Annotated in this window: 28 protein-coding genes and 1 tRNA gene; 11 read left to right on the forward strand and 18 right to left on the reverse strand. The window is 46.4% G+C overall.

Annotated elements, in window-relative coordinates:
• Positions 1-35: 35 nt before the first annotated feature.
• Genes AC1XTG_RS09620 through AC1XTG_RS09640 form a run of 5 tightly spaced genes read right to left on the reverse strand, consistent with a single transcriptional unit; the run spans position 36 to position 5213 of the window.
• A complete protein-coding gene (locus tag AC1XTG_RS09620) occupies positions 36-1412 on the reverse strand; it encodes a sensor histidine kinase (RefSeq protein WP_056289228.1) in 1377 nt (458 codons plus the stop codon).
• 1 nt (position 1413) lies between these two features.
• Complete coding sequence (locus AC1XTG_RS09625) at positions 1414-2091, reverse strand: response regulator (protein ID WP_484841805.1); 678 nt, start codon at positions 2089-2091, stop codon at positions 1414-1416.
• Positions 2088-2621 carry a 5' nucleotidase, NT5C type gene (locus AC1XTG_RS09630; RefSeq protein ID WP_056289223.1) on the reverse strand — a complete coding sequence of 178 codons (534 nt, stop codon included), beginning with the start codon at positions 2619-2621 and terminating at the stop codon, positions 2088-2090. The genes AC1XTG_RS09625 and AC1XTG_RS09630 overlap by 4 nt, the downstream gene beginning before the upstream one ends.
• Positions 2621-3892, reverse strand: coding sequence for a dihydrolipoamide acetyltransferase family protein (locus tag AC1XTG_RS09635; protein ID WP_484841806.1), 1272 nt, complete (start codon positions 3890-3892; stop codon positions 2621-2623). The genes AC1XTG_RS09630 and AC1XTG_RS09635 overlap by 1 nt, the downstream gene beginning before the upstream one ends.
• Positions 3893-3941: 49 nt before the next feature.
• Complete coding sequence (locus AC1XTG_RS09640) at positions 3942-5213, reverse strand: competence/damage-inducible protein A (RefSeq protein WP_484841807.1); 1272 nt, start codon at positions 5211-5213, stop codon at positions 3942-3944.
• A 106-nt stretch (positions 5214-5319) separates the two neighbouring features.
• Between AC1XTG_RS09640 and AC1XTG_RS09645 the strand changes: the two genes are divergently transcribed.
• Both AC1XTG_RS09645 and gldC read left to right on the forward strand, forming a co-directional pair.
• Positions 5320-6048, forward strand: coding sequence for a DUF4197 domain-containing protein (locus tag AC1XTG_RS09645; protein ID WP_484841808.1), 729 nt, complete (start codon positions 5320-5322; stop codon positions 6046-6048).
• Between the two features lie 57 nt (positions 6049-6105).
• On the forward strand, positions 6106-6447 hold the full coding sequence (gene gldC, locus AC1XTG_RS09650; RefSeq protein ID WP_484841809.1) for a gliding motility protein GldC: 342 nt from the start codon (positions 6106-6108) through the stop codon (positions 6445-6447).
• A gap of 82 nt (positions 6448-6529) precedes the next feature.
• Here gldC and AC1XTG_RS09655 read toward each other — a convergent pair whose 3' ends face one another.
• The 5 genes from AC1XTG_RS09655 to AC1XTG_RS09675 form a co-directional block, all read right to left on the reverse strand.
• On the reverse strand, positions 6530-6886 hold the full coding sequence (locus tag AC1XTG_RS09655) for an MmcQ/YjbR family DNA-binding protein (protein ID WP_484841810.1): 357 nt from the start codon (positions 6884-6886) through the stop codon (positions 6530-6532).
• On the reverse strand, positions 6883-7062 hold the full coding sequence (locus AC1XTG_RS09660; protein WP_031527053.1) for a DUF6728 family protein: 180 nt from the start codon (positions 7060-7062) through the stop codon (positions 6883-6885). Before AC1XTG_RS09660 ends, AC1XTG_RS09655 begins: the two co-directional genes overlap by 4 nt.
• A 170-nt stretch (positions 7063-7232) precedes the next feature.
• Positions 7233-9227, reverse strand: a complete 1995-nt coding sequence (gene ispG, locus AC1XTG_RS09665; protein ID WP_484841811.1) for a (E)-4-hydroxy-3-methylbut-2-enyl-diphosphate synthase — start codon at positions 9225-9227, stop codon at positions 7233-7235.
• A 73-nt stretch (positions 9228-9300) separates the two neighbouring features.
• Positions 9301-10392: a GHMP family kinase ATP-binding protein gene (locus tag AC1XTG_RS09670; RefSeq protein ID WP_484841812.1), complete on the reverse strand. Its 1092-nt coding sequence runs from the start codon at positions 10390-10392 to the stop codon at positions 9301-9303.
• 3 nt (positions 10393-10395) lie between these two features.
• Positions 10396-11619, reverse strand: coding sequence for a sugar MFS transporter (locus tag AC1XTG_RS09675; RefSeq protein WP_056289197.1), 1224 nt, complete (start codon positions 11617-11619; stop codon positions 10396-10398).
• 332 nt (positions 11620-11951) lie between these two features.
• Between AC1XTG_RS09675 and AC1XTG_RS09680 the strand changes: the two genes are divergently transcribed.
• Entirely contained in the window at positions 11952-12368 is a 417-nt protein-coding gene (locus tag AC1XTG_RS09680) for a 6-pyruvoyl trahydropterin synthase family protein (RefSeq protein ID WP_484841813.1), read from the forward strand.
• Positions 12328-13017 (forward strand): GTP cyclohydrolase I FolE, encoded by a 690-nt coding sequence (folE, locus tag AC1XTG_RS09685; protein ID WP_484841814.1) that lies wholly within the window; start codon positions 12328-12330, stop codon positions 13015-13017. The genes AC1XTG_RS09680 and folE overlap by 41 nt, the downstream gene beginning before the upstream one ends.
• Positions 13018-13153: 136 nt before the next feature.
• On the opposite strand, the gene AC1XTG_RS09690 is transcribed toward folE, so the two are convergent.
• Positions 13154-14077 carry a TIM barrel protein gene (locus AC1XTG_RS09690; RefSeq protein ID WP_484841815.1) on the reverse strand — a complete coding sequence of 308 codons (924 nt, stop codon included), beginning with the start codon at positions 14075-14077 and terminating at the stop codon, positions 13154-13156.
• A 24-nt stretch (positions 14078-14101) separates the two neighbouring features.
• Positions 14102-15115, reverse strand: a complete 1014-nt coding sequence (locus tag AC1XTG_RS09695; protein ID WP_056289181.1) for a cation diffusion facilitator family transporter — start codon at positions 15113-15115, stop codon at positions 14102-14104.
• Positions 15116-15162: 47 nt separating this feature from the next.
• Between AC1XTG_RS09695 and AC1XTG_RS09700 the strand changes: the two genes are divergently transcribed.
• Together AC1XTG_RS09700 and AC1XTG_RS09705 are read left to right on the forward strand one after the other, a co-directional pair.
• Positions 15163-15708 carry an NUDIX domain-containing protein gene (locus AC1XTG_RS09700; RefSeq protein WP_484841816.1) on the forward strand — a complete coding sequence of 182 codons (546 nt, stop codon included), beginning with the start codon at positions 15163-15165 and terminating at the stop codon, positions 15706-15708.
• A 1-nt stretch (position 15709) separates the two neighbouring features.
• Positions 15710-16324, forward strand: coding sequence for a LysE family translocator (locus AC1XTG_RS09705; protein ID WP_484841817.1), 615 nt, complete (start codon positions 15710-15712; stop codon positions 16322-16324).
• Here the strand turns inward: AC1XTG_RS09705 and AC1XTG_RS09710 are convergent, their stop codons facing one another.
• Positions 16325-17890 (reverse strand): GH3 family acyl-acid amido synthetase, encoded by a 1566-nt coding sequence (locus tag AC1XTG_RS09710; RefSeq protein WP_484841818.1) that lies wholly within the window; start codon positions 17888-17890, stop codon positions 16325-16327. It abuts the gene before it with no gap.
• A gap of 14 nt (positions 17891-17904) precedes the next feature.
• Positions 17905-18672 (reverse strand): 5'/3'-nucleotidase SurE, encoded by a 768-nt coding sequence (gene surE, locus AC1XTG_RS09715; RefSeq protein ID WP_484841819.1) that lies wholly within the window; start codon positions 18670-18672, stop codon positions 17905-17907.
• A gap of 116 nt (positions 18673-18788) precedes the next feature.
• Here surE and AC1XTG_RS09720 point away from each other — a divergent pair, with 116 nt between their 5' ends.
• Positions 18789-19283, forward strand: coding sequence for a GNAT family N-acetyltransferase (locus AC1XTG_RS09720; RefSeq protein WP_484841820.1), 495 nt, complete (start codon positions 18789-18791; stop codon positions 19281-19283).
• A 16-nt stretch (positions 19284-19299) separates the two neighbouring features.
• Here AC1XTG_RS09720 and trhO read toward each other — a convergent pair whose 3' ends face one another.
• Complete coding sequence (gene trhO, locus AC1XTG_RS09725) at positions 19300-20271, reverse strand: oxygen-dependent tRNA uridine(34) hydroxylase TrhO (protein WP_484841821.1); 972 nt, start codon at positions 20269-20271, stop codon at positions 19300-19302.
• Between the two features lie 184 nt (positions 20272-20455).
• Here trhO and AC1XTG_RS09730 point away from each other — a divergent pair, with 184 nt between their 5' ends.
• The gene (locus AC1XTG_RS09730) at positions 20456-21070 is read left to right on the forward strand and encodes a deoxynucleoside kinase (protein ID WP_484841822.1); all 615 of its coding nucleotides are present in this window, start codon (positions 20456-20458) and stop codon (positions 21068-21070) included.
• An 8-nt stretch (positions 21071-21078) separates the two neighbouring features.
• Here AC1XTG_RS09730 and AC1XTG_RS09735 read toward each other — a convergent pair whose 3' ends face one another.
• Complete coding sequence (locus AC1XTG_RS09735) at positions 21079-21561, reverse strand: hypothetical protein (RefSeq protein ID WP_056289156.1); 483 nt, start codon at positions 21559-21561, stop codon at positions 21079-21081.
• 326 nt (positions 21562-21887) lie between these two features.
• Here AC1XTG_RS09735 and AC1XTG_RS09740 point away from each other — a divergent pair, with 326 nt between their 5' ends.
• Both AC1XTG_RS09740 and AC1XTG_RS09745 read left to right on the forward strand, forming a co-directional pair.
• Positions 21888-22079, forward strand: a complete 192-nt coding sequence (locus tag AC1XTG_RS09740; RefSeq protein WP_484841823.1) for a type II toxin-antitoxin system HicA family toxin — start codon at positions 21888-21890, stop codon at positions 22077-22079.
• Positions 22080-22165: 86 nt separating this feature from the next.
• Positions 22166-22573 carry a hypothetical protein gene (locus AC1XTG_RS09745; RefSeq protein ID WP_484841824.1) on the forward strand — a complete coding sequence of 136 codons (408 nt, stop codon included), beginning with the start codon at positions 22166-22168 and terminating at the stop codon, positions 22571-22573.
• 129 nt (positions 22574-22702) lie between these two features.
• On the opposite strand, the gene AC1XTG_RS09750 is transcribed toward AC1XTG_RS09745, so the two are convergent.
• A tRNA-Leu gene (locus AC1XTG_RS09750) sits at positions 22703-22786 on the reverse strand.
• Positions 22787-22944: 158 nt separating this feature from the next.
• On the opposite strand from AC1XTG_RS09750, the gene AC1XTG_RS09755 reads away from it, so the two are divergent.
• A complete protein-coding gene (locus AC1XTG_RS09755) occupies positions 22945-24345 on the forward strand; it encodes a Gfo/Idh/MocA family protein (RefSeq protein ID WP_484841825.1) in 1401 nt (466 codons plus the stop codon).
• 88 nt (positions 24346-24433) lie between these two features.
• Here AC1XTG_RS09755 and AC1XTG_RS09760 read toward each other — a convergent pair whose 3' ends face one another.
• Complete coding sequence (locus AC1XTG_RS09760) at positions 24434-25732, reverse strand: amidohydrolase/deacetylase family metallohydrolase (RefSeq protein ID WP_484841826.1); 1299 nt, start codon at positions 25730-25732, stop codon at positions 24434-24436.
• Between the last annotated feature and the right edge of the window lie 47 nt (positions 25733-25779).

Genomic DNA, 25779 nt, shown 5'->3' on the forward strand with positions numbered 1-25779 from the left:
ACTTAAAAACGCGTTAATTGCGCGTTAGAATTTGCTTAGAGGTGTGAAAGTTTAATGCGGAAGGTAGTACCCTTGGGTTCATTGGGTTGAATCGTGATCGTGCCGTTGTGCAGCTTCACGATCCGCTCCACCAGGGACAGGCCAATTCCATATCCTTTGATGTTCGCGGTATTGTCGCTGCGGAAGAATGGTTGAAAAACCAGGCTCTGATCTTCTTTCGGGATACCTTTTCCCTGATCTGTAAAACCGATTGTGAGCTGCTCTTTGGAAGGTTGCAGGTTAATGTGAACTGCGTGGTTGTCTGAGAATTTGCACGCATTATCCATGAGATTCAGGAATGCTGTTTTCAGCAGGGTTGAGTTGCCTGTTACTTCCAGCCACGTATCATCCTCAGGCAGCTCGTCAAAATTGAGGATAATGTTATAAGCGGGATTCGCCTCGGCCAGGTTGAGGCGACAGTCGAGCAAGAGTTCATCCACCCGCACAACCTCCGTCAGCAATTCACGCTGGTGTTCGCTCACTTTGGCCAGTTCCAGCAAGGTATTCGAAAGCTGCGCGAGTTCCTGAATATCTTCCAGAACAGAGAGAATGGTAACCTGGTACTCCGCCGCATTGCGCTCCTTCAACATACTTACTTCCAGCTGTGACCTGATTTTCGTTAGCGGGTTCTTCAACTCGTGGGATACATTCGCAACAAAGATCTTCTGCATTTGAAAAGCCGTTTCAATCCGGTCGAGCAGCTTGTTGAAGGTGGTTGTAAGCCGACCAATCTCGTCTTTTTGATTGGGTACTTCCAGGCGCGTATCCAGGTTCTGCGGCAGGATACGTTCCACCGAGTTCATGACCTTGGATATGGGCCGTAATGCGCGTTTGGAGAAAACCCAACCGACGATCGCTACGATGAAAGTCACAATGAAGAACAATACCGTAAGCAATGTGCTGAGATTGGACAAGTTGGCTTCGCCATACAAATCCTTGGCACCCAGCATGACCACCGCCCGGTTGAAAGGGTATTTATAGTACAAACCCACAACCTTATAGTCGCCGTCAGTATACCGGATCTGTCCCGATTTCCTGATCTCATCCAGCCAGTAATCTGAAACGTGCAGCGCCTTGGTTTGAGGAGAGGAAAGATTGCTGTAAATGAGCCGGTTTTCTTCGTCGAAAATAAAGGTATTCTCGTCGTAGATCAGGTCGCGGTTAGTCTCGTCGAGCGCTTTCAGAACCTCGATATTTACCTGAGGTACCTTCAAAAGCAGCTCTGCCTGCGACTTTGCCTTGGAGCCAAGTCGGGCATAGAAATCTTTGGTAACGTTGTCGTACGAGAAATAGTAGATAGCGAGAAACGTAATAAGAAGGATACCGCTTACCAACAAGGAAAACTGAACCGTAAGTCGAGTGCGGATCTGCATGTTACTCTACTTTAAGCACATAGCCCATTCCAAAAAGGGTATGAATGAGCTTGACGGGATAATCTTTGTCAATTTTTTTACGCAAATAATTAACGTAAACTTCAATCACATTGGTACCCGTATCAAATCCGATATCCCAAACCTGTTCTGCAATTTCTACTTTTGAAATGACCCTGCCCTGGTTGCGGATCAGGTACACGAGCAGGTTAAACTCACGTGCGGTGAGATTGATCTTGTTCCCGGAGCGATGAACCGTTTTTGCGTCCAGGGATACTTCCAGATCTGCAAAGCGCAGTACCTGCGCAGTGTGCCCCACAGTAGCGCCACGCTTGGTTAATGCACGGACACGGGCGAGCAATTCTTTAAATTCGAACGGTTTAACCAGGTAATCGTCTGCGCCGGCATCTAGGCCGGTTACCTTGTCGTCGGTAGTACCGAGCGCAGTCAGCATGAGGATCGGCGTTTCATTTCCCCAGCTTCTAATTTGCCGGCAAAGCTCTATACCGTTGATTCCAGGTATAATGATATCGCTGATAATGAGCTGGTAAGCATTGTTTTTTGCCAGCTGTTTTCCGATCAGGCCATCGTACGCAATATCAACTTCATAACCGTTTTCTTCCAATCCCTGCTTAATGGACTGCAATGTTTTCGGTTCATCCTCAATCAGTAGTAGCTTCATTTGATAGGTAAAAATAGCTCGGAAACCTCATTCCAGTCAGAAACACGCTTGTAGCCATTTTCTTTCAGGTTGTGCGGAGCAGTGAATAAAATACCCTGCCCTTGAAATGCAGCCAGGTTCCTTACATGGTCATCGATCAGGTAGTCGGACTGGATAATGCTTTTATATCCGCAAAAAACAATGTTGGTCCAGGGTATGAATGAAAAATGCTTTTTAAGCCAGTCGAACTTGTCCCGGAACGAAGTCGGGAATTCCATGCAGGCTGTTGCAACAAACAGTTCGTAATACTTGGACAGCTTGTAAACAGTTTCCTGCGCGCCGTCCATTACCTTGATATCTGCAAAAAAGCCGGGCGTATCTATGATCTTGTTGAGCTTGGTCAGCTGCTTCGGATGAAGCAGTTCGCGCAATGCCTTGGAACGCAGCTGTTCGGCTGTCAGGATCGTATCGAAATCATTCAGGATGACGCTGATCAGTTTCTCGTGTGTATCCGCCAGCACATCGTCCATGTCCAGGGTCAGTCTCAGCATCAGATCAAAATTCTTTGCGTGTCAAAATTTTCAAGATAATCATTTACACGTTTCAGGAACAAGCCGCCCAGTGAACCGTCAACTACGCGGTGGTCATAGGAATGCGAGATAAACATCAGGCTCCGGATCCCCAGTAAGTCTCCCTGTGGCGTTTCAATCACGGCGGGTTTTTTCTTGATCGCACCAAAAGCCATAATCGCCACCTGAGGCTGTACGATAATAGGTGTTCCCATTAAGTTCGCGAATGCACCAATGTTCGAAATGGTATAAGTACCACCTGCAAGATCGTCGGCTTTCAGCTTGTTTTCACGCGCGCGCCTTGCAAGTTCATTAACTTTTCTGGCCAGTCCCGGTAAATCGTACTGGTCGGCGTGGTGAATTACAGGAACGATCAGGTTGCCGTCAGGCAGCGCCACCGCCATACCAATATTTATCTCCTTTTTCCTGATAATTCTGTCTCCGTCGACGGAAATATTGATCAGCGGGTAGTCTTTGATTGCTTTCACCACTGCCTCGATCAGGATAGGAGTGAACGTAATGCTGTCTCCCGATTTCTTCCGGTAATCATTTTTGACATGCTCGCGCCATTGCACAACGGGCGTCATATCTGTTTCAATGAAAGAAGTTACGTGCGCTGAAATCCGTTTGGAATCGACCATGCGCTGGGCGATCATTTTCCGCATCCGGTCCATTTCCACGATCTCGCTGCTTCCATTCAGTGAAGTAGCAGGAGGTGCAGTTTGGGGTACTTGTTTTCTGGTGTCAAGAAATGCCAGGATATCATTCTTGGTGACACGGTTTTCCATTCCGGTACCATGAATAGAAGCAAGCTCCTGCTCACTTACGTGTTCTTCGCGGGCAATGCTTAGTACAAGAGGGGAATAAAAGGGGTTCAACCCGGCTTCCTGACTACTTACTACTTTTTCTTTCTGTGTAAGCGCCTGTTCGAATTCCTGTTCAAGTTGGGTTGCGATGGCCACTTCTTCCGCGGGGGCCTGCTGTAAAAATGCCGGTTCACCGGGCGTGTCATCTGCCACTTCGATCTGCGCGACCGGACTGCCGATCGGCACTACGTCATTTTCCTTCACAAGCCATTTGGCCAGCTTGCCTACGTAGGGGCAGGGTACTTCGGTATCCACCTTATCTGTCGCTACTTCCAGAACGGAATCGTCTATCACCACTGCCTCGCCCTCTTTTTTGAGCAGGTGCAACACGGTGCATTCCATTATGCTTTCGCCCATTGAAGGCATTACCATTTCTAAAATTTTCATAAAGACTATATTAACCGGCAACAATGGTCGCCCGTAATTGATCAATTACCTAAGCTTTTGTTACCAGATTGGCTTTCAATATGGTTTTTCTTAAAAGATTAAGTACATAGGAAGATGTAAGTTCAATGTTTATTTTCCTGTCGTTTCGCAAAGTCAGCAGCTGCGTAAAGGTTTCATCCGGTCCCGCACACGCAATCCAGACGGTACCCACAGGCTTTTCTGGTGTGCCTCCATCAGGTCCGGCAATGCCGGTGGTGGCGATTGAAAAAGTTGTATTCAGAACATTTCTTGCTCCTTCGGCCATTTCACGGGCAGTTTGCTCGCTCACCGCTCCGAATGCATCCAGAGTTTCTTTCTTTACACCCAGCACATTCATTTTGATCGCATTGCTATAACTCACAACGGAACCTTCAAAATAGCGGGACGATCCTGCGACCGAGGTAATGCGGCTGGCCACATAGCCTCCTGTACAGCTTTCTGCGGTGGCTAGTGTAGCCTGATTTTGCATCAGCAAGGAGCCTATGACCGTTTCGAGTTCATCAATATCAAAGCCGAATACGTGTTCCTCTATGATCGGCATAACCTTGTCAACCTGATCCTGCAACTCTTTTTCAAGAAGCGCCTGATCGGTGCCGGTACCTGTTAGGCGCAGGCGGACCTGGCCGAAATGGGGCAGGTAGGCGAGCTTGATATGGGGCGGCAATGCAGTTTCCCAATCGGCTATCTTCTCAGCCAGAAAGGATTCACCTATTCCGATCGTGCGAATGGATTTATGCTGGATGATAGAAGTCGGGAACTTGGCTTTCAGTCTCGGCAGAATCTCGTGCTCCATCAGGTTCTTCATTTCATAAGGAACCCCGGGCAGTGAAACATACACGACATTGTCTTTTTCAAACCACATTCCCGGAGCTGTTCCCCAAAGGTTTGGTATATAGGTACAGTTTTTGGGTAGTGCTGCCTGTTGAATATTCATCTCGGTCATGGCGCGACCTCTTTTTTCGAAAAACGAGGTAACCAGGGCCAGGGCGTCCTGATTGATTTCAAGTTCAGTGCCGAAATATTCGCAAAATGTGTGTTTGGTGATATCGTCGCGGGTTGGTCCGAGACCTCCTGTAACTATAATTACCTGCACGCGCTGACTTGCTTCTGCGAATGCATCCAGTATATCCTGCTTGTTGTCTCCAACAGAAGTTTTTCGCACCGGACGAATGCCGATGTCAGTTAGTTGAGTGCCAATCCATTGAGTATTGGTGTCGGTAATCTGACCAAAAAGTATCTCGTCACCGATGGTAATTATTTCAGCCCTTGTCGAAGAAATCATCTCGTTGAAATGGATTGTTAAGAACCGTTAATTCCCAAAAATAAGTAAAATTAATCGTTATTGAGTACGTTTGAACCTTAGTCCAGTACCAACCAAGTCTTTTGTAATGAAACATAAAATTATAGCTCTTACGTTGTTTTCTCTGCTTTCAGCTACCGCTTCCATGGCGCAGTTTAACCTCGGAAAGGTGTTCGATAAAGTAGGAGGAAAGAATAACACCGGCCTTGCCGAAAATGAGATTGTTCAGGGATTGAAGGAGGCGCTGAATGTGGGTATCAGCAATGGATCGGCAGAAGCTTCCAAGGTTGATGGTTTTTTTAAAAATGAGCTGATCAAGATTGCCGTACCTCCTGAGGCGCAGAAAGTTGCAGAGACTTTAAGGAAAATGGGACTGGGTGCGCAGGTAGACAAGTTTACATTGTCCCTTAACCGCGCAGCCGAGGATGCAGCAAAGAAGTCGAAGCCAATCTTCGTCAAAGCAATCACTTCCATGACTGTACCCGACGCACTTGGTATCCTCAAAGGCCAGGATGATGCGGCAACACAGTACCTGAGAAAGTCAACCAATGATGATCTGTTTAAAACCTTTTACCCCGTTGTAGACAGTACATTGAACCTCAACAAGGCGACTGAATATTATACAGACATTGTAAATACCTACAACCAGATTCCATTGGTAAAGAAGGTTAATCCGAACCTCAAAGAATATGCCACGCAGAAAACCATTGACGGACTGTACGTTCTGATCGCGCAGGAGGAAAAGAAGATCCGCGAGAACCCCGGTGCGAGGGTAACTGATTTGTTGAAGAAGGTTTTCAGCAAGTCCGGAAAGTAGCGTTATCCAGCTTTTGTAAACGTCAAATGCTTACTTTTGCTGAAAATTAACACCGTTATGAAAAAGTCAGAAATACATTTCACCGTTGAATTAGACGATAAAAATATACCTGAAAAGATATTCTGGGATGCTACCGACAACCCGAATGAAGGTATCAACGACACCCGCGCCATTGCCATTGCCGTTTGGGACCATTACCACAGAGGTACCCTCAAAATTGACCTTTGGACAAAGGATATGGAGGTTTTTGACATGAAGCGCTTCTATATCGAACTCATGAGCGGAATTGCCGATACCATGCTGACTGCAACAAACGACCGCGTCATGGCGGAAGCAATCGAAGGCTTATGCGAAACACTCAGCAAGAAGTTGGATGAAGAAATGAAGGCTGCGAAGTAGCCCTTCGACTGCGCTCAGGGTGACAAGGCTTCAACTATGTCTTGTCACCCTGAGCGCACGGGGCCGCCGGGCGGCCGAAGGGCTAATGCACTATTAACCCTTCGCGGTCCTTCTTAGGCAAGCTCTTCACGACAAGATCGTAAGACTCTTTCACCCATTCAAGTAACAAATCACTGGGAATGCTGCCGTTTACATTGACAGTATTCCAGTGTTTCTTATTCATGTGATACCCGGGCAAAACGTCCGGGTATTTTTCTCTTAGCTCTATTGCTTTTTCAGGGTCGCATTTTACATTAAACCCAAACTGTGGTGAATCCAGCGAGGTGAGCAGAAATACCTTGCCTTTTACCTTGAAAACAAGTGTATCAGGTCCAAAAGGCAGTTCTTCTGTAACACCGGGTTGTTCAAGGCAATACTCACGCAATGTTTCTAAATTCATCTGGTCAATGCTCTTACGATCATTACAATAAGACAAATCAGGAACATGATGATGGAAATGCGGTTGATTCCATGCATCATGCGAAGGTTAAATGAGTCGGGCGCATTCGGGTCTTTTTTCTTGAAAACCCGCACGAAGTAGTAAAACACGTCGCCCAGTTGGAAGTACTTTTTCATATGATTGGTGCTGGTAGCTATTGGCTATTGGCTGTTAGCTATTAGCAGTTAGCGGTTAGTTTTTTAATTCTGCCTTTTTTAACAAAGTATACATGCTGAAAATCCATTGTGGGTCTTAGAAGCTACTCAGCAACACTAAAAGCCGATAGCTAACAGCTAACAGCTTTTGACTAAACATACACCTCTCTCTCCTCCGGTTCAATCCACCGGCCATCTTCACGAATAAGCTCAATCAGTTCTTCGACTGCCTTCGCAGCCGTTACCGATCTTTTTATTACTTCCTGGCCGCGATACAAGGCAATTTTGTCTTTACCCATTCCCACATAACCATAATCCGCGTCGGCCATTTCGCCCGGGCCGTTTACAATGCAGCCCATGATACCAATTTTCACGCCTTTCAGGTGCTCGGTGTGCTTACGGATCATTGCTGTGGTTTCCTGCAGGTCAAAAAGCGTCCTGCCGCAGGATGGGCACGAGATATATTCCGTTTTCGACATTCTTGTACGCGCTGCCTGCAAGATCCCGAAAGCGATATTGTTATAGGAAGCGGCAATGGTCAGCTTGTCGTCGTGCAATGTATTTTCATCAAAATCAGGGCTAAGTATTACACCATCGCCAAATCCATCCACCAGCAAGCCGCCAATATCAGTTGCAGAATAAAGTGTCAGCTTATCGCCTATATCCGTCTTGTAGCTTCTCTGAACAATGACAGGTACCTTGATTTTCAGCTCAGTTAATTTGTAGAAAAACCTGCGCAGCTCGGGCATTGCATGTTTGTTCTGAGTAAAAACAACCAGTACGATCCTGTCATTCTCCCTGATGTTGTTCAGGAAGGTATTGTCAAAAGAATGAATGTTACCTCTTACAAAGTTGAGCTGCCCGCTTCTTTCTGCTGTCCATTCTTCTGCTTCAAACAATGGGAATTTGCTGTCTTTTTCAGGATGTTGCAACCACTGTTCGTAATCCAGTATTTCCTTCAATCCATTTGGGAGCATGAAGGGAATAGGGTTTTTGGCAGTATAAATGTAGTCAGCACCCAAATCGTTCATAGCCCATTTATCAGGTACCGGAAGGAAAAAATGGCCGATGCTTTTCAGGTCTGAAAGATTTTGAACAGGTATATCAGAGTAGTCAGCGATAACTCTGGGTACGTTCAGGTGACCAAGGTTATTGACTTCGTAAGTATCTCTCCGGGTATATTGAAAGGGATTAATCGGGCAGCCCGCAATAGGCTCGATCTCATCGTGTGGGACGCGTTTGGTGTACCGCTCGACCAATGCACGCGCAACAGGCGCCTCTTTTTCGGGTGCTTCCGTAAGTGAGACCCTCACGGTATCTCCCAATCCATCTTCCAGCAAAGTGCCGATACCCACCGCCGATTTGATCCGCCCATCTTCTGCCTCACCTGCCTCGGTTACGCCGAGGTGAAGCGGATAAGGTTTAAGACCTTCTTCATCCAGGCGCTGCACCAGCAGGCGGTAAGCTTCTACCATCACTTGGGTGTTACTGGATTTCATCGACAATGCGATGTTATAGTAGTTCAGCTCCTCGCAGATCCGCAGGAATTCCAATGCGGATTCCACCATACCCAGCGGTGTGTCGCCGTAACGGCTTAATATCCTGTCAGAAAGGGAACCGTGGTTGGTACCAATGCGCATTGCTGTCCCATACTCCTTGCAGATCCTGACCAGCGGAATAAATTTCTCCCTGATCCTTTCAAGCTCGGCTGCGTAGGAAGCGTCTGTATAATCTATAATTTCGAATCGCTTTTTGTCGGCATAGTTTCCGGGGTTAATCCTCACTTTCTCGACGATGCGCGCCGCCAGCTCTGCGGCGTTGGGTGTAAAGTGAATGTCCGCAATCAATGGAACATTGATACCCAGTTTCCGCAGCCCGTTTCTGATATTTTCAAGGTTTTGCGCCTCTTTCACACTCGGAGCTGTGATCCGCACGTACTCGCATCCGGAATCAACCATTCGGACAACCTCGTCAATGGAACCCTGAGTGTCCATTGTGTCTACGGTTGTCATTGATTGAACCCGGATAGGGTAATCGGAGCCCATTGGAAGGTCTCCGATCTGAATTGAAATGGTTTTTCTGCGTTGATATGCTGTCAGCGATGGACAGTACAAGTTACTTTTTGTCTCAGAAGGTGCGATGATCATGGAATTTGAATGTGATCCGGTAAGCACAAAGGTCTTAAAAGAATAACACAATCGGAATTACATTCGTGCCTTTTTAAGGGTTTGCATCTTCAATCCTCGTACCGGAATCGACTGTGATGATGTAACTTTTTCCACCTTCTCTTTCAATGGCTGCGGCTACTTCTTCGGCTTTTTGGGGCGCGTAAACGAACATGCAGCCGCCGCCGCCCGATCCGTTTATTTTTCCGCCCAATGCGCCAGCGAGTAAGGCTGCATCCATCATCCGCTCAATTTTGGGAGTTGAAGTGCGCTTGAAATCGCGGAGGTTTTTGTAGTGCCGGTAAAGCAAATCGCCGAAATGTTTATCGAATGACGGATCGACAGCTTCTTCCGGACTCTGGCTCAAAAGCGCCTTGCCTTCCAGCAATATATCCCGGTCCTCTACATTGGCGTGCAAAAGCCCGAGCTCGTCCTCCGAAAGAATGTTCCGGTAGTCAGTAAGATGCTCAGGCGGTGTGCTGAAAATGGAGAATTGCGGGTTGAACGAGGTTACCTTCCTGATTACATCCTCCATTCCGAACCGGCATCTTGCCAGAATCCCGAGGGTGTCTTTTGGTTCAAGGGAATCACCGAGAACGAAGGTACCCAACTTGGGCGTGAGCGTTTCAACCTTGATTTCGGGCGTGGATTCAAGGTAAATTACATTTCCGATCGCAGTAGAATAGTGGTCCATCATGCCGCCGGGCTCTCCGAATTCGAGAACCTCCGCTGCATTGGCAATTTCCCCAAGCTCCTTTTGAGAATAGTTGGCGGGATTATCGCTCATTCTGTCCAGGAAGTGCGCCCAGGAAACGATGAGGGCAGACGAACTTGACGTACCTGAATTGATCGGAATGTTGCCGTGAATGGTACACTCAAAGCCCCTTGAAAAGACAAGTCCCTTTCGCCTGAGCACATTAATTGTACTGCGAAAATAATCGCGCTGCACCACGTAGGGAAACGTATCGCGGAGTGAAAAATCTTCCCTGATACCCAGATCAGGCAAATGCAGGGTTACCTGATCGTCGTTCCGGTAAGTACCGTCGATACTGATCCTGCGCGATATAGCGGCTGCGATGACCGGTAATCCAAGATAATCCTGGTGTTCACCAAAGAGACAAATGCGGCCGGAAGTTGAAATTCTCATGAACTACCAGCTTTTCTTTTTGTGGCCAAACAGACCGAAATAGAGAATAAACAGGTAGAGCGGCAACATGATCCAGTAAGCCTGCTGGGTGCTGCCAATGGAATCAGCGATACCTCCGTACACAAGCGGCAGAATGGCGCCACCCGATATACCCATTACCAGAAGGGCAGAAGCAGTTTTGGTAAACTTACCCAAACCGCTCAGCGACAATGGCCAGAGCGCAGGCCAGATTACCGCATTGGCAAAACCTAATATTGCAATGCAAAGTACGGAAGTGAAGCCCGTTGAGTTTACTGCAACCAGGGTGACAATTACACCCAGGATCGCGCAGAATTTGAGGTAAGCTTGTTGGGAAACATATTTAGGGATCAATGCAACCCCAAGAATGTAGCCGAACATCATTCCATAAAGTGTGTAGGTGCCAAAAAGGCGCGCCTCTTCTTCTGCGAAGCCAAGGTCGATACCATAACTGATAATCGTATCACCGGCGATTACTTCTACACCCACATAACAGAACAATGCAATCACACCCATGACAAGGTTCGGGAATTGCAATACGCTCGTTTTTGTCACAACAACCTGCGATGAGCTTACCACAGGCTCTTCTTCCTCTTCGCTCACTTCCACAAGTCCTTTTGAAAACCGGATCATGATCGCAGTAGCCACGAGCACAAGTGTAAGTACAATGTAAGGAGTGACCACTTTATCGAGCTCATCTTTCGGATCAACAGACGAGGCGCCTGCCAGTAGCAACTGGCCAAAAATCAGCTGGCTGATTACACCGGCTGTTTTGTTGGCAATCCCCATGATACTGATACGCTGCGCAGCACTTTCACGCGGCCCAAGAATCGTAACGTAAGGGTTTGAGGCAGTTTGCAATACCGTAAGTCCGATCCCTATCGTGAATAAACCCACCAGGAAGAGTCCGTAAGACGCCATGGAAGCTGCAGGAATAAATATCAGTGTACCAGCCGCCATTACCAGCAATGCGATCGACATTCCATTCTTGAAACCCGTCTTTTTGAGAACGAGTGAAGAGGGGATTGCCATTAAGGTATAGGAAATGAAGAATGCGAATGTTACCAGGTAGGAACTGGTGTTATCCAGCGAAAATGCCTTTTTGAAGAAACTGATCAGTGTTCCGTTGACCCAGGTCACGAAACCCATGATGAAAAAGATGATACCAATGATAAGGAGAGGAACCAGGTAGCTATTTTTTTTGCTCATTTAAATGTTGGTTAATGGACTTTCCGGGGGGTTATCTGTCGCGAAATTTAACTATTTATATACAATACTGAATAATCGCCATTCAGGCTCTTCTTTATTCTGCGTTTGAGCGCAATTTACATGCAATAAGTAGTTTTTTATTTTTTTTACGAATTAAATAATTCCACGAAGCTGCACATGATTTTGCATTGATGTGAACATTTTGGAAATGTATGGCGTTTACCCAAAGCAAGTGACTCCAAAGAGCATTTCACGCAGGCTCACGCCTTAAATGTGTTGGACACATACTTTGTTACGACATTTAAGGATTCATTATTTAAGTGATTTACAATATGGTGCAAAAGGTGGCTGTGTTCCGGAAGGAGCATTTCAATGCGGCTCATCGTCTTCATAACCCGGCGTGGTCAGAGGAGAAGAACGCAGCAGTATTCGATAAATGCAACAACCCTAATTTTCATGGGCATAACTATGAGCTGATCATACAGGTGACCGGTCCGGTTGATCCTGAGACAGGTTATGTGATGGATATGAAAGTACTCAGCGCCATTTTGAAGGAGTTTGTGATCGATCGTTTTGACCACAAAAACCTGAACCTTGACGTACCCGAATTCCAATCCCTCAATCCTTCCGCAGAGAACATAGCGATCGTTATTTATTCCATTTTAAGACCTAAAATTGATTCAGGGCTTGACCTGAAAATTAGATTATATGAAACCGAACGGAACTTTGTCGAATATCCCGCCATCTGAAATTTTGGACCTGGAAGAAATCGGTGACGATCATGTGTTTAACTCAATCGAAACGCCTCTTCGCAAGGATGCTTTTGCTATGGAGGACGAGGTGAAAATTGAGCTGATCGAAAAGCATTTCAGGCACATCATGGAAATAATGGGCCTGGACCTGGCTGACGACAGTCTTAAAGGAACTCCCAAGCGGGTCGCGAAAATGTTTGTAAAAGAAGTTTTCAGCGGCCTAGACCCGAAGAACAAGCCGGCGATAACGCTGTTTGACAATAAATACAAATACGACCAGATGCTGGTCGAGAAAGACATTTCGGTGTTCTCCAACTGCGAGCACCATTTTGTGCCCATTTACGGTAAAGCGCACGTAGCGTATATTTCGAGCGGCAAGGTAATCGGCTTATCCAAGCTCAACCGCATTGTAGAGTACTACGCCAAGCGCCCGCAGGTACAAGAGCGGCTTACCGTACAAATTGCCAACGAATTGAAGCAGGCGCTACAAACCGAAGACGTTGCCGTAGTTATTGATGCCCAGCACATGTGCGTACAATCCCGGGGCATCCGCGATTCAGGAAGTTCTACGGTTACAGCATACTACGGCGGTAGGTTCGAAAACGAAGCGACTAAGAAGGAGTTTTTGAGTTATTTGGGAATGTAATTCAATTCATTTTGTCACCCTGCCCTTCGACCGCCCGGCGGCCCGGTCCGCTCAGGGTGACAAAAGAGTTTAGCTAACAAAACGAAAAGAGGGATTTGCACCGCGCAAATCCCTCTTTTTATAATAGGCTTGATTATTAAACCATCGGTCCAACTCTCTCCAGCAACGCCTTCGTTGCCTTGATACCATCATATTCAGAAAGCTTGCTTCCTTCGTACTCGATACCTGCGATACCTTTGAAACCTGCTTCTTTAACGATTTTCAGGATTTTTGTATAGTCTGTTTCAATGCAGTTTCCTTTTTCGTCGAAATCGTAGGTTTTTGCACTTACACCTTTTGCGAAAGGCATCAGTTCTTTTGTTCCCTGGTATCTGTCGTAAGACTCTTCGCAGCCGGTTGACGAACGTTTAATACAGAAATTACCGAAATCAGGTAGTGTACCTACATTTTTCAGGTTAACCTGCTTCATTACACCCGATAGCCACTGTCCGTTTGAAGAAGAACCGCCGTGGTTTTCTACGATTACATTGATGCCTGTTTTGGCAGCAAATTCACCCAATTTACCCAAACCTTCTACCGCAGCCTTCGCGATTTCTTCATTGGATCCTTTTCCGAATGCATTCACACGAATGGTTTTGCAACCCAGGTATTTTGCAGCTTCCACCCATTTGTAATGGTTTTCAACAGCTTTGTTACGCACAGCAGCATCCAATTCGCCCAGGCCGCCTTCACCGTCGATCATGATCAGGTGCGCCTTAACACCGTTGTCTTTTTGTCTTTTAATCAGATCATTCAGGTACGTTTTATCCTCAGCTTTGTCCTTGAAGAACTGGTTTACGTACTCAACGATGGATATACCAAACTCTTTTTTAGCAAGTTCAGGGAATTCAAGGTTGGTCAGTTTTTTGGCAAATAATGCTTTGTGCAGCGACCATTCAGCCAGGGAAATGTCAAACCAAAGCTTTTTGGCAGGATCAGCTGCAAAAAGATCGGTAAAGGTACTGGCAGCAAGCGCAGTAGCTCCTGCCTGTTTTAGGAAATCGCGTCGGGAAACGTACATTTTGGTTGGAATTTAGATTAAAAGTTATTCTTGTATATTGATCTTGGCTTCTGTGTAAAGCTTCTCATTCTTCACCAGCTTAGCCGCATCCCATTCAATATCCTGAATGAAATCGTGCTGGCGTACCGGGCAATTGTCAATTCTGCAAAAGTAGCAGCATTGAAACAGGCAGGGGTCTGCGTGCACAAAAATCTCGGTTTCGCCGCTGTGGCTGTTTTTAAGTGTGTTTTCAAAGTTATGAATTGTTTCGTGCACTTTCTGAAGTTCCCAATAATAGGGTAGCGTCAGGTGGCAGTCAATGTGCAGGTCCGATCCGTACTGCTGCACGCGCAGGTTATGAACGTCAATCCAGTCCGGCTTCTTGTTGTCCCGTAAGGTTTGAACCACTTTTTCCAGCAGCGCCTCGTCGCTTGCATCCATTAATCCCGCCACCGATTTGCTCACAAGATGAAAACCGTTATAAGCCAGGAACACGCCGAACAGGAGGGAGGCTGCGCTGTCAATCCACACCTGACCGGTAAGTATAATGAGGCCGACGCTCACAATCAGCACAAGGCTGCTGATACTGTCCGACATCAAATGCCTTCCGTCGGCGATCAGCGCAAGTGAGTTGGCCTTTGTTCCCTCTCGAAGCAGCTTATAGCCGATGATGGTATTGACAAAAATGGTGAAAATAATGAAACCCGATCCTTGCAGCAGGTTCTGGATAGGTGCGGGGTCCATCAGACGCTTCACTGCTTCTATAATAATGAAGAGCGAAGCAATCATAATCAATGCACCTTCAAAACCGGCAGAAAAGAACTCGACTTTCCCGTGTCCATACGGGTGGTTGCGGTCTTTCGGCTGGGCTGAAAGGTAGATACTGTAAAAGGCAAAACCACTCGCAATCACATTGATGATCGACTCAAGAGCGTCGCTCAGGATTGCATTGGAAGAAGTAATATAGTAGGCAAAAAACTTCAACCCCGTCAGCAGGATACTGGCTATAAAAGACAGCAAAATGAGACGTTGTTTGAGCTTATTTTGGTTTATTTGCATCTGGGAGCTAAAATTCCGAGGTTAAAAATACTAAGAAAAAGCGGGTTATGTCCACAGAAAATAACTGGAAAACACTTTCGTCACAAACTGTATATGAAAATGCCTGGCTTGAACTCAGCCACCGCAACGTAATCAATCCGTCGGGCAACAAAGGCATTTACGGGCTCGTGAAATTTAAGAATCAGGCGATTGGCATTATTCCGCTTGACGAAAACGATAACATTTATCTGGTTGGTCAGTTCCGCTATGCGATCGATGAATATTCCTGGGAAATTCCCGAAGGCGGCGGCTTGCTAGGTACCGATGTACTTGCCGCGGCGCAAAGGGAGTTGAAGGAAGAAACCGGTCTGGTGGCCAATAAATGGACCAAGCTGGCGCGCATTCATACTTCCAATTCGGCCACGAACGAAGAGGCATTTTTATACATAGCCGAAGAACTTACCCAACAGGAAGCCGAGCCGGAAGATACGGAAGATCTGCAGGTCAGGATCGTGCCGCTTACGGAGGCAGTTGAAATGGTGATGCGTTCTGAGATCACCGATTCGATGTCTGTCTGCGCCATTCTCATGACAGCCCGGCTGAAAGGGATCTGATATGCTGGCGTCGCTGCTCTATGGTACGCTCACCGGCATTGCCCTTTGTCTCACTTTTGGTACCGTATTTTTTTCTTTGGTCCAAAATAGTGTCGACAATGGGTTTTGGAGTGGTGTCAAAATCGCGTTCGGCGTTTTTGTATGCGATATCATCTTTGTTTTCTTCGCGATCTTCGGTACTGCGTTGCTGCCGGATATTCCCAATTTCAAGCAATACATGGCAGGTGCGGGCGTGGTGTTCCTGCTTGTGCTCGGGCTGGGCAACCTGATCAAAGGCCAGCCGAAGATTGCTTATCCGCAGACCAGCCTGGGGAGTCTTGTCTACTATTTTACAACAGGATTTTTGTTAAACGGGCTGAACCCGGTGAATTTCATCAGCTGGGTTACCATTGCTTCCTATATCCGTACCAACCTGCATTATGATCTGAACCAGGTAATGCTGTTTTTCGGAGCGAGCGTGATTGCGGTTTTCCTGGTCGAATGCGGGATTGCATTCTCTGCCCAGCGCTTGAAGCGGCTTTTTACACCCAAAGTGGTAACGGTATTTAACAAAGTGACAGGCGCAGTTTTCATCCTGATCGCCTGTCAAATCGCTTATACCAACTTTATCAAGTAGCTATTTCATTTCGTATCCCTGGGTTTTCAGGAAAGCCTTCCATTCTTCGATCAGGAAGTTTTTGAATACGCGCGGAAATTTATGTTGTCCGCCCATTTTACCTTTTGATTTCATCCAATCGTAAAATACCTGATTGGGTAGCACGGTCACGAAAACCTCCTGCAATGCGTGCCGGCGCTCAACAGCGTAATCGTCGTTTAACTCAGACAGTTTTGCATCCAGTTTCTTTTTCAGAAGTTCGGTATCTACATCCTGTTCTTCCACACCGATGTACCATTGATGCGCGAACATCGAACCGTGCTCCACGCCGCTCACCGTAAATTCTTTCACGGTAATGCCCATTTCGTCGGATACAAGATCGATCGCCTTATTCATATTATCTACCGACAAGTGCTCGCCGCAAAGACTGAGGTAATGCTTCGTGCGGCCGGTAATTACAATCTCGCCTTTTGCTTTGTCAATAAATTTCAATGTATCCCCGATGAGATACCGCCACGCGCCGGCGCAGGTTGACAGCAGCAATGCGTATTCCGTCCCTTCTTCCACCTGATCGATCATCAGCGTTTTCGGGTTGGCGAGCAACGTTCCCTCCGAGTCGAAATTCTCTTGGGTAAACGGGACAAACTCAAAAAATAGTCCGTTATCACACACCAGCTCCATTCCCTGTGCGCCGGGACGGGTTTGATAGGCAATAAAGCCTTCGGAGGCCAGGTAAGTATTGATGTAGATCAGCGGCCTGGCGAGCAGCTTCTCAAATCCTTTACGATAAGGTTCAAAAGAAACCCCGCCGTGACCAAATACGCGCAGGTTCGGCCAGATATCGTGAATGGTTTTAACTTTATAATGGTCAATGATCTTTTCCATTAAAAGCTGGATCCAGGCCGGAACGCCCACCACGAAGCCGATATCCCATTCGTGCGCCTGTTTCGTAATCTCTTCAAGCTTTAAGCCCCAATCTTTCTGAGCAGCAATTTTCTCACCCGGCTTGTAATAAGGACGGAACCAATAGGGGATCTGTTTGGCCTGAATACCACTTAAATCGCCCTCAAAATGCTTGTCCTGACCATTAAGATTGGTACTTCCGCCGAGCATCAGGAAACCTTTCTCGTACAGGTCATCGGGGAGATCTTTGTAGTTGCCAAGTGATAAAATCTGGCGGATACTTGTTTTTTGCATTGCCCGGGACATTGCTTTGGTCACCGGAATGTGCTTTGTAGAAGCTTCCGATGTTCCTGAGCTTAATGCAAAATATTTGATCTGTCCCGGCCAGCAAACATCCTTTTCACCTGCAAGTGATTTGTGCCACCATTCATTGAAAATCTTATTGTAATCGTGCACAGGGACAGAGCGTTTGTATAGCTCGTAAAATGCCCCTTTTTCGTTGAAAAGAATCGATGAAAGCAGTTCGTCGAAGTTGTATTTCTCGCCGAACTCGGTGTACCTGGCTTTTGCGAGCAGCTTGGCCAGTGTCTTTTTTTGTTGCTGATGAAGACTTGCCTTGCGCCTGTTAGCGACGATGTTGCTAAAATGTATGCCTCGTTTTAATAAGCGACCTACTAATGCCATAGCTGAATTTTAGATTATAAATCCCAGGTTGAGAGCTGTTTTAAAGCTTCATACTCTGTCAGATCATATTGACAAGGGACAACTGAGATATAATTGTTTTCAAGTGCCCAGACATCCGTATCTTCTTTTTCGGTATCAAAATTGACGAACTCGCCCGCCATCCAGAAATAGCCTCTGCCATTCGGATCCACACGGTAATCAAATTTCTCCTGCCACTTCGCGAGCGCCTGCCGGCACACCTTCACCCCTTTAATCGGCAAATCGCTTTTCGCAGGAATATTGACATTTAATGCGATTCCAATAGGTATCCCGTTTTTCAGGGCTTCTTCGGTGATCGATTTAATGAAAGGTACACCGTGACTAAAATCAGCATCCTCGCGAAAATCGCATAATGAAAATCCGATGGCCGGAATGCCTTCAATCGCTGCCTCTATCGCAGCCGACATGGTGCCGGAGTAAAGCACATTGATCGAGTTATTGCTTCCATGATTGATCCCGCTCACTACCAGGTCAGGCTTTCTGTCCAGCAGAATGTGGTGCTTTGCTATTTTCACGCAATCCGCAGGTGTGCCCGAACATTCATACTCCGTCACATTATCAAAGATGTGGGTAGCATAAAGGCGGAGCGGCTCGCCGATTGTGATCGCGTGGCCCATTCCCGATTGGGGACTATTGGGCGCTACAACCACCACTTCACCCAGCTCCTGCATGATTTCTACCAGTGTCCGGATTCCTTTGGATGTGATGCCGTCGTCATTTGTAACTAAAATGAGGGGTTTCATATATTTCTACTTATCGGAAAGCCTCTGGAAATACGCTCCGGCGGCTGCGATGAAGCAATGCTGGTTTTTAGGTTTATAACTATTTATTTGCAGTTTTAAGCTCAAATTTAAACAATATGCCCGCATTCTCAATAAAGCACGCGACCGCGGCGGATATACCGGCGATCATTTCAATACAGGAGCAAACCTGGGAACCTACTTATGGTGAAATCCTTAGCAAGGATCAGATTGACTATATGTTTGATAAAATATATTCTTCTGACGCTTTGAAATCCCAAATGAAGGAAGGCCAGTTTTTTTTGATTTTGATGAAAGAAAATGAGCCCGCCGGCTTCGCATCTGTCTCCGGAGAAAAACCCGGAACGTTCAAATTACATAAATTATATGTACTTCCTTCGACGCAGGGTACGGGTGCGGGCAAATTCCTTCTAGGTGAAGCGGAGCGTTACGTCATGCAGGCTGGTGGCTGGGTAATGCTCCTTAATGTCAACAGGTATAATAAGGCAAAAGCCTTTTATGAAAAGCAGGGCTACCAGGTGATCAGAGAACAGGATATCCCGATCGGTCCGTACTGGATGAATGATTATATACTCGAAAAGCGACTTAACTGATTGATGCTGATTGTGTTTACTGCGCCATCTTCATTTTCTTCAGGTTCTTTTTCTGGCTCTTCAAACCCTGCAATGGATGATAATGGTTGCTCTGGCTTACGTAATAACCTGTCCCATCATAGATCCGCTTGCCTGGGTGCGCCTTGCACTCAGGTGAGCATGCGCCCTCCATTTCTTCGCCGCATTTGATACAAACAGGTACGTGCGTGTTGCATTCCGCGTTCGCACAGTTGATCATCCGGTCGCAAGGTTCATTACAGATGTAGCACTTGGAGATCACAGTCGGGTTAACGCTGTTTACGTCAACTGTAATCCTGTTATCAAAAACGTAGCATTTTCCATCAAAATTTTCGCCGCCTTCTTCAAGTCCGTACCGGATAATGCCGCCGTGGAGCTGATATACATCTTTAAATCCCTGGTCTAACAGGTAGGCGCTGGCTTTTTCGCATTTGATCCCGCCGGTACAATAAGTAACGATCTTTTTGTCTTTCAAATGCTCGATCTCGTGAATATGCTCCGGCAGTTCGCGGAGGGTATGCATATCAAATGTGATCGCTCCCTTAAACTTGCCGACTTCGTGCTCATAATCCGAGCGCATATCGACCAACACCACATCAGGATCATTGATCAGCTTCTTGAATTCAGCCGGTTCAAGGTGTTTTCCGGTTCGTTCCAGGGGGTTAACAGGCAGGTCAGAATTGACAATCTCATCTTTTACACGCACGTGCAGTTTTTGAAATGCAATCTTATCATGCTCCTCCACTTTGAACTGAACATGGCTGAAACGCGCATCCGAACGCACATAATTCATATAAGCTTCACAATCTTCCGGGGTGCCTGAAACGGTACCGTTCAATCCTTCCGGCGCGACGATAATTCGCCCAAGCAGGTTATGCTCAACGCAAAACACGTGGTGCTCGTCCCGGTAAGTTTCGGTATCAGCAATGGGAGAGTAGCAATAATATAAAATAACCCTGAACGGCTTCATTACAACTGATTTGGTTTTAACAAGAGAGGAAAAGTACCTCGCGAAATAGCTTTTTTCGCCAAAATCGATGGCAAATATACTAATAACACAACTTTAACGAAAATCGCACAGGTGCAGTTCTAACTCATTTTGAAATACATATTTTTGCAAAAAGCACCCGGACAGAAAATCTAAAATTGAACGTATGCACATCGCGATCATTGGTAATATAGGCGCAGGAAAAACGACGCTCACCCAGATGCTGGGCGAATATTATAAATGGGATGTAATGTACGAGGCAGTTGAAGGCAATCCTTATCTCGCCGATTTTTACCATGATATGCCCCGCTGGGCTTTTAATTTGCAGATTTTCTTTCTGAACAGCCGGTTCGCGCAGGTGCAGCAGATCAGGGCAACTACCTATTCTACCATTGTTCAGGACCGCACGATTTATGAAGATGCCTACATTTTCGCCAGGAATTTGTATGAATCCGGCGTAATGGCGGAGCGGGATTACCAGACTTACCAACTGCTTTTCAAGTCAATTATTAATACAGTTTCACAGCCGGATCTGCTCATTTATCTCAAAGCGGACATTCCCAAGCTTGTTTCCCAGATCAAGAAACGGGGGCGTGACTTTGAAGCCGATATATCGACGGAGTATCTTTCAAGCCTTAACCGCTACTACGAGGATTTTGCCAAAAATTATGACCACGGTAAAATCCTGGAAATAGATGTAAACCAGATGGATTTTGCGGCTAACCGGGCGGATTTCGAATCTATAATTACATTGCTGAACAAGGAGCTGTTTTACCTTTGAAGTAACGCTCAGTTCATGCAGGCGAGGGCTTTTTGAAGAAGCTTGTTGCTTGCTTCGCTGAAAACAAATACCCGCTTTTCTTCCGGAAGAATCACTTCGATCCGCGCGGTACCATTCATCTTTTGTAGTTCCTTTTCGGTTATGGGAGTGGAGAGCGTCATCACAGGCTGCCAGGGTGCGCGCTCGGACTTTGCCGTGTAAAGCGAAAAGTTGCCTCTTGACGAAAACACCCGGACTTCCGTAAACATGCCCACGTGGTACACCATATCGAGGCTCTTATTATTGTAGGAAAAGATCCGCTCTTTTCCGCAGCGCGTCAGCGTAAGGTACTCTCCCTTGTTACTCAGCTTGATATCGTGATAATGCACAATCTTACGATTGGCCTCACTTATCTTTTCCCTGCATTGACCAAAAACGGCTGTTCCGGAAAAAACAAGACCTGCAAGAATTTGAATGGAGAGAAACGAACAGGAGTAGCGCTTGAATTTCAATGATTTCAGGGTTGAATTAGGTTATCCGATCTTTGATTAAAGATAACTGCTTAATAGCAAGTAACTAGCAATAAGCTGTTTAAACCAGGAATTTACCCGCCAGAAAACAAAAAAAGTTATTTCAATCTGATAACAATTTTGGATTCAAAAAGAATAACTACTTAATGCAAAAGCAGCTACTCTCGCGCAAAATCCGATAGGAGTTTAAGGGGCCTGAAATTTAATTAGGATACGTTTAGAAAACTCTCAAAAAGCTTGCTGTAGAGTAACAAATATGTTACTTTTGTTCAAGATAGCAATAATGCTCATCTAAAACGTTTTTTGACATGACGGCAAGACAATTACTCGAAATCCTGAAAGAGGACGGATGGTATGTAAAGTTGCCCCTGAAAGGTACCAGTCACAAGCAGTATATCCATCCCCATAAAAAGGGAAAGATTACTGTCTCTTATGAGGGTAAAGATGAGATACCCCGGGGCACTTTAAATAGCATTTTGAAACAGGCGGGTTTGAAATAACTAAACTCGCCTGCTTTCAGGCATGGTTAATTGTGAACATATATACATTAATAAGGAACCGAACGATCTGCAAAACTACAACTACTATGGATAACAAGAGCGACAACAGTCATGCCTCACCGGTCGAGATGATCGTAGAGGGACAAGACGGCTCACTCTGGGGAAGGTTGGTTTATGATGATGATTTAATCGTTGATCAGGCTTCCAGTATAGAGGAGCTGGAAATGAAAATGAAAAAGCTATTGTCTGATTTCCATGACTTGGATGCGAAACAAATTGTTTTCAATATCGAATACGATTTAATTGCCTTTTTTGAGGAGTTCCGCTTTCTTAATATAACTGAGATTGCGAAGGCATCAGGTTTGAATGGAAGTTTAGTACGACAATATGCCACCGGGAAGAAATTCCCATCTGCTAAACAAGCAGAAAAGTTAGAGAGTGCTGTCCGACACCTTGGGCAACGACTTTCAAATGTTCACATTTATACCAAGTAAGCGGGTAGTTGTAGCTGTCATAAAGAACGGAAGCCCTGGACATCTGTCCGGGGCTTTTTATTAATGGCTCTCCCGAACCTTTAAAAACAAAAAAAGTGCGTTGATTGCTCAAACGCACTTTATCGACTGTGACCAGAAGGAGAGTCGAACTCCTATACCCAAACGGGCACTACCCCCTCAAAGTAGCGTGTCTACCAATTCCACCACCTGGCCGCTAATTGGATGCAAAAGTAATATTTAAATGATATGTCGCAAGAAGCTGCCGCAGGTTTTTTACCAATACAGATATATTAAAGCAGGCACCGCCGATTTTGAAGGTTTTGTTATTATTTTCATCCCTCAGAGAATCAAATACTAACACCTTGGATCCTATGTCCTATTTTAACCAAAAAAACAGAAGAGATTTTATTAAAAAATTATCAGGAGGCGCATTACTGGCGGCAAGCCCTGTTCACGAATTATTAGCCGGTAATAAGAAATCCACTTCTCACGAACTGCCCTGGCTCAATAGGAAGATAGCAGCCAACGACAAGATCCAGATCGCCTGCATTGGTACGGGGATCATGGGAATGGGTGATACGCGCACTGCATTGCAGGTGCCCGGCGTCAAGTTGATGGCCGTTGCAGATTTGTACGACGGACATCTGGTAAGAGCCAAAGAGCTGTTTGGCAGCGATATTCAAACCACGCGTGACTACACCGAGATCCTGAACCGGAAGGACATTGACGCGATCATCCTCGCTACCCCCGACCACCTGCATTCGCAGATCGGAATTGAGGCATTGAAGGCCGGAAAGGCGGTTTATTGCGAAAAGCCGATGGTGCATAAAATTGAGCAGGGTTATGATATGATCAAGGCTCAGAATGATTCCAAAAAAGTTTTTCAGGTAGGAAGTCAGCGGGTAAGCTCCATTATTTATGCCAAAGCAAAAGAACTTTATAAAGCCGGCGCGATCGGCGAACTGAACTTTGTGGAGGTTTACTACGACCGCCACTCAGCGCAGGGAGCGTGGCAATACTCCATTCCGCTCGATGCTTCGCCGAAAACAGTGGACTGGGACCGTTTTCTTTCCAATAAAGCGCCTAAAATGCCTTATGATCCATTGCGTTTTTTCAGATGGAGAAATTACCAGGATTATGGTACCGGCGTAGCGGGCGACCTTTTCGTCCATTTGTTTTCAGGAATGCATTATATCCTTGATAGCAAAGGTCCGACGCGCATTATGACCAGTGGCGGCTTGCGCTACTGGAAAGACGGACGCGATGTGCCGGACGTGATGGTCGGGATTTACGATTATCCGAAAACAGCTACTCACCCTGCATTTAACCTGACGCTGCGTGTGAATTTTGCTGACGGATCCGGCGGAGGATCGGGTTTCCGGTTTGTAGGTACCGACGGGCAGATCACCCTCTCGGGCAATACTGTTACTGTGAAGAAAAAGAAAATGGCCAAAGCGCCGGGGTATACCATTGACACCTTCCCGAAAGACATGCAGGAGAAGTTTCTGGCTGAGTACCGCACAAAGTATCCGGTGATCCCTGAAATGTCTGAACCGGATTTTGAGGAGTACAAAGCGCCGCAGGGTTACGACGACCGGCTCGACCATTTTGCATTGTTCTTCGATGCAATGCGCGGTAACAAAACGATTGTTGAAGATGCTGTTTTCGGTTTCCGTGCCGCGGGACCGGCGTTGTTATCCAATAAAAGCTACTTCGAAAACACGGTTGTGAACTGGAATCCCGAAGAAATGAAGATTGTAAAAGCAGTCTGATATTTGTAAAAAGCTAAAACTGAAAAAGCAACTCTTTCCGGGGTCGGGACGGAGTTGCTTTTTTGTTTTTACATAAAACTGAAAGCGCTTATTTTTTCGCAGCCGGACGTGGCAGATTAACCGGGTCAACCAATGCATTCAATGTGTAAACAACACTTCCGCCTTTGATCGTGAGTTCCGTCTCAATGCGTTTTTTACCTTCGATCCTGCCATCACGTGCGTAAAAACCGAATTTCCCGTCGCGCAGGTTAAGTACCGCAACATCCGCAATGGCGCCTACAGACAAGTGGCCCAGCTCCTCGCGCCTGATCTCTTTGGCCGGGTGCCAGGTACTGGCGGCGATCACGCTCTTAAAGTCCATTCCCAGGGCCATAAACAGCGACATGATATTGTTCATGTCTTTCATCGGCCCGTTCATGCTCGATATGTGCTGATCCGTGCTGATCGAATTGGGGTAGAAGCCTTGTTTGATAGCAGGTTGTCCCTGTGCGAGCAGAAAGCTTGCGCCGCCAAATCCCACGTCAAAAACAACACCTTTCTTTTGCGCCTCCATTACATATGGTTTTACTTTATTGGTCGAGATATCCACGATTGATTCCCTGCCTTTCCCGCTGTTATCGCTGTTTCCACCAAAACAATGCGTGTAAATGTCACCGGGACGGAGCTTTTTCAGGTAGAGCTCTTCTAACGGGAGTACCGGATCGGCACCTCCGAAATCTACCATTAGCGGAACATTGGCCAGCTTCCCGGCTTCCAGTGCACGATCGGTAGGTGTCCAGTCGTGGCCGCTGAAATGCGCCAGCTTGATTCCCACAATCTCATCGGGATACTTCTTCGCCATTTCCGCTGTTTTCGCAACGTCCATTTCGTCCAGACTATTTTCAAACTTGCCGCCCGCCATTCCTTCTCTTACAATATTCAGCATCGCAAGAACGCGCGTTTTTGACAGGTCTATGGTTTGTGCTTTAAAGGTCTCGAAGGTTTTCCAGCCGGAACTGCCTGCATCTACTACCGTGGTAACGCCCGTCCGGAATGTAAATCCGTCGGCCTGCAAACCATTTGGCCCGTTGCGGTAAGTGCCCTTCAGGTCGGTACCCCAGAAGTAATGCACGTGAATATCGATCAGGCCGGGCGTTACATAGAGGCCTTTTGCATCAACAACCTGTACGGCGAGTTTAGGGTCGATGTTTTTGGCAACCAGGGCAATCTTGCCGTCGGTACCGCCCGGAGTACCTTCAATCGCGATGTCCATAACCGCGTCCACATTGTTTTTGGGATCGATTACGTGGCCACCTTTGATGACGATACTGTATTTTTTGTCTTGCGCCGAAGCTGGTTCTAACCAAATAAAAAATGCAAAAAATAGAAACAGTCGATGTACTTGCATAGTAGGTATTGGATTTAGGTATAAAAAAGTCCGTTCTTTCGATGGAA

The sequence above is a fragment of the Dyadobacter sp. HNCC25DJ183 genome (genome assembly GCF_056895175.1).

What these genes read in the sequence shown, in the direction of transcription:
- AC1XTG_RS09620 (WP_056289228.1), bottom strand. Translation starts at nt 1,412, where the DNA reads ATGCAGATCCGCACTCGACTTACGGTTCAGTTTTCCTTGTTGGTAAGC.
- AC1XTG_RS09625 (WP_484841805.1), bottom strand. Translation starts at nt 2,091, where the DNA reads ATGAAGCTACTACTGATTGAGGATGAACCGAAAACATTGCAGTCCATT.
- AC1XTG_RS09630 (WP_056289223.1), bottom strand. Translation starts at nt 2,621, where the DNA reads ATGCTGAGACTGACCCTGGACATGGACGATGTGCTGGCGGATACACAC.
- AC1XTG_RS09635 (WP_484841806.1), bottom strand. Translation starts at nt 3,892, where the DNA reads ATGAAAATTTTAGAAATGGTAATGCCTTCAATGGGCGAAAGCATAATG.
- AC1XTG_RS09640 (WP_484841807.1), bottom strand. Translation starts at nt 5,213, where the DNA reads ATGATTTCTTCGACAAGGGCTGAAATAATTACCATCGGTGACGAGATA.
- AC1XTG_RS09645 (WP_484841808.1), top strand. Translation starts at nt 5,320, where the DNA reads ATGAAACATAAAATTATAGCTCTTACGTTGTTTTCTCTGCTTTCAGCT.
- gldC (WP_484841809.1), top strand. Translation starts at nt 6,106, where the DNA reads ATGAAAAAGTCAGAAATACATTTCACCGTTGAATTAGACGATAAAAAT.
- AC1XTG_RS09655 (WP_484841810.1), bottom strand. Translation starts at nt 6,886, where the DNA reads ATGAATTTAGAAACATTGCGTGAGTATTGCCTTGAACAACCCGGTGTT.
- AC1XTG_RS09660 (WP_031527053.1), bottom strand. Translation starts at nt 7,062, where the DNA reads ATGAAAAAGTACTTCCAACTGGGCGACGTGTTTTACTACTTCGTGCGG.
- ispG (WP_484841811.1), bottom strand. Translation starts at nt 9,227, where the DNA reads ATGATCATCGCACCTTCTGAGACAAAAAGTAACTTGTACTGTCCATCG.
- AC1XTG_RS09670 (WP_484841812.1), bottom strand. Translation starts at nt 10,392, where the DNA reads ATGAGAATTTCAACTTCCGGCCGCATTTGTCTCTTTGGTGAACACCAG.
- AC1XTG_RS09675 (WP_056289197.1), bottom strand. Translation starts at nt 11,619, where the DNA reads ATGAGCAAAAAAAATAGCTACCTGGTTCCTCTCCTTATCATTGGTATC.
- AC1XTG_RS09680 (WP_484841813.1), top strand. Translation starts at nt 11,952, where the DNA reads ATGGTGCAAAAGGTGGCTGTGTTCCGGAAGGAGCATTTCAATGCGGCT.
- folE (WP_484841814.1), top strand. Translation starts at nt 12,328, where the DNA reads ATGAAACCGAACGGAACTTTGTCGAATATCCCGCCATCTGAAATTTTG.
- AC1XTG_RS09690 (WP_484841815.1), bottom strand. Translation starts at nt 14,077, where the DNA reads ATGTACGTTTCCCGACGCGATTTCCTAAAACAGGCAGGAGCTACTGCG.
- AC1XTG_RS09695 (WP_056289181.1), bottom strand. Translation starts at nt 15,115, where the DNA reads ATGCAAATAAACCAAAATAAGCTCAAACAACGTCTCATTTTGCTGTCT.
- AC1XTG_RS09700 (WP_484841816.1), top strand. Translation starts at nt 15,163, where the DNA reads ATGTCCACAGAAAATAACTGGAAAACACTTTCGTCACAAACTGTATAT.
- AC1XTG_RS09705 (WP_484841817.1), top strand. Translation starts at nt 15,710, where the DNA reads ATGCTGGCGTCGCTGCTCTATGGTACGCTCACCGGCATTGCCCTTTGT.
- AC1XTG_RS09710 (WP_484841818.1), bottom strand. Translation starts at nt 17,890, where the DNA reads ATGGCATTAGTAGGTCGCTTATTAAAACGAGGCATACATTTTAGCAAC.
- surE (WP_484841819.1), bottom strand. Translation starts at nt 18,672, where the DNA reads ATGAAACCCCTCATTTTAGTTACAAATGACGACGGCATCACATCCAAA.
- AC1XTG_RS09720 (WP_484841820.1), top strand. Translation starts at nt 18,789, where the DNA reads ATGCCCGCATTCTCAATAAAGCACGCGACCGCGGCGGATATACCGGCG.
- trhO (WP_484841821.1), bottom strand. Translation starts at nt 20,271, where the DNA reads ATGAAGCCGTTCAGGGTTATTTTATATTATTGCTACTCTCCCATTGCT.
- AC1XTG_RS09730 (WP_484841822.1), top strand. Translation starts at nt 20,456, where the DNA reads ATGCACATCGCGATCATTGGTAATATAGGCGCAGGAAAAACGACGCTC.
- AC1XTG_RS09740 (WP_484841823.1), top strand. Translation starts at nt 21,888, where the DNA reads ATGACGGCAAGACAATTACTCGAAATCCTGAAAGAGGACGGATGGTAT.
- AC1XTG_RS09745 (WP_484841824.1), top strand. Translation starts at nt 22,166, where the DNA reads ATGGATAACAAGAGCGACAACAGTCATGCCTCACCGGTCGAGATGATC.
- AC1XTG_RS09755 (WP_484841825.1), top strand. Translation starts at nt 22,945, where the DNA reads ATGTCCTATTTTAACCAAAAAAACAGAAGAGATTTTATTAAAAAATTA.
- AC1XTG_RS09760 (WP_484841826.1), bottom strand. Translation starts at nt 25,732, where the DNA reads ATGCAAGTACATCGACTGTTTCTATTTTTTGCATTTTTTATTTGGTTA.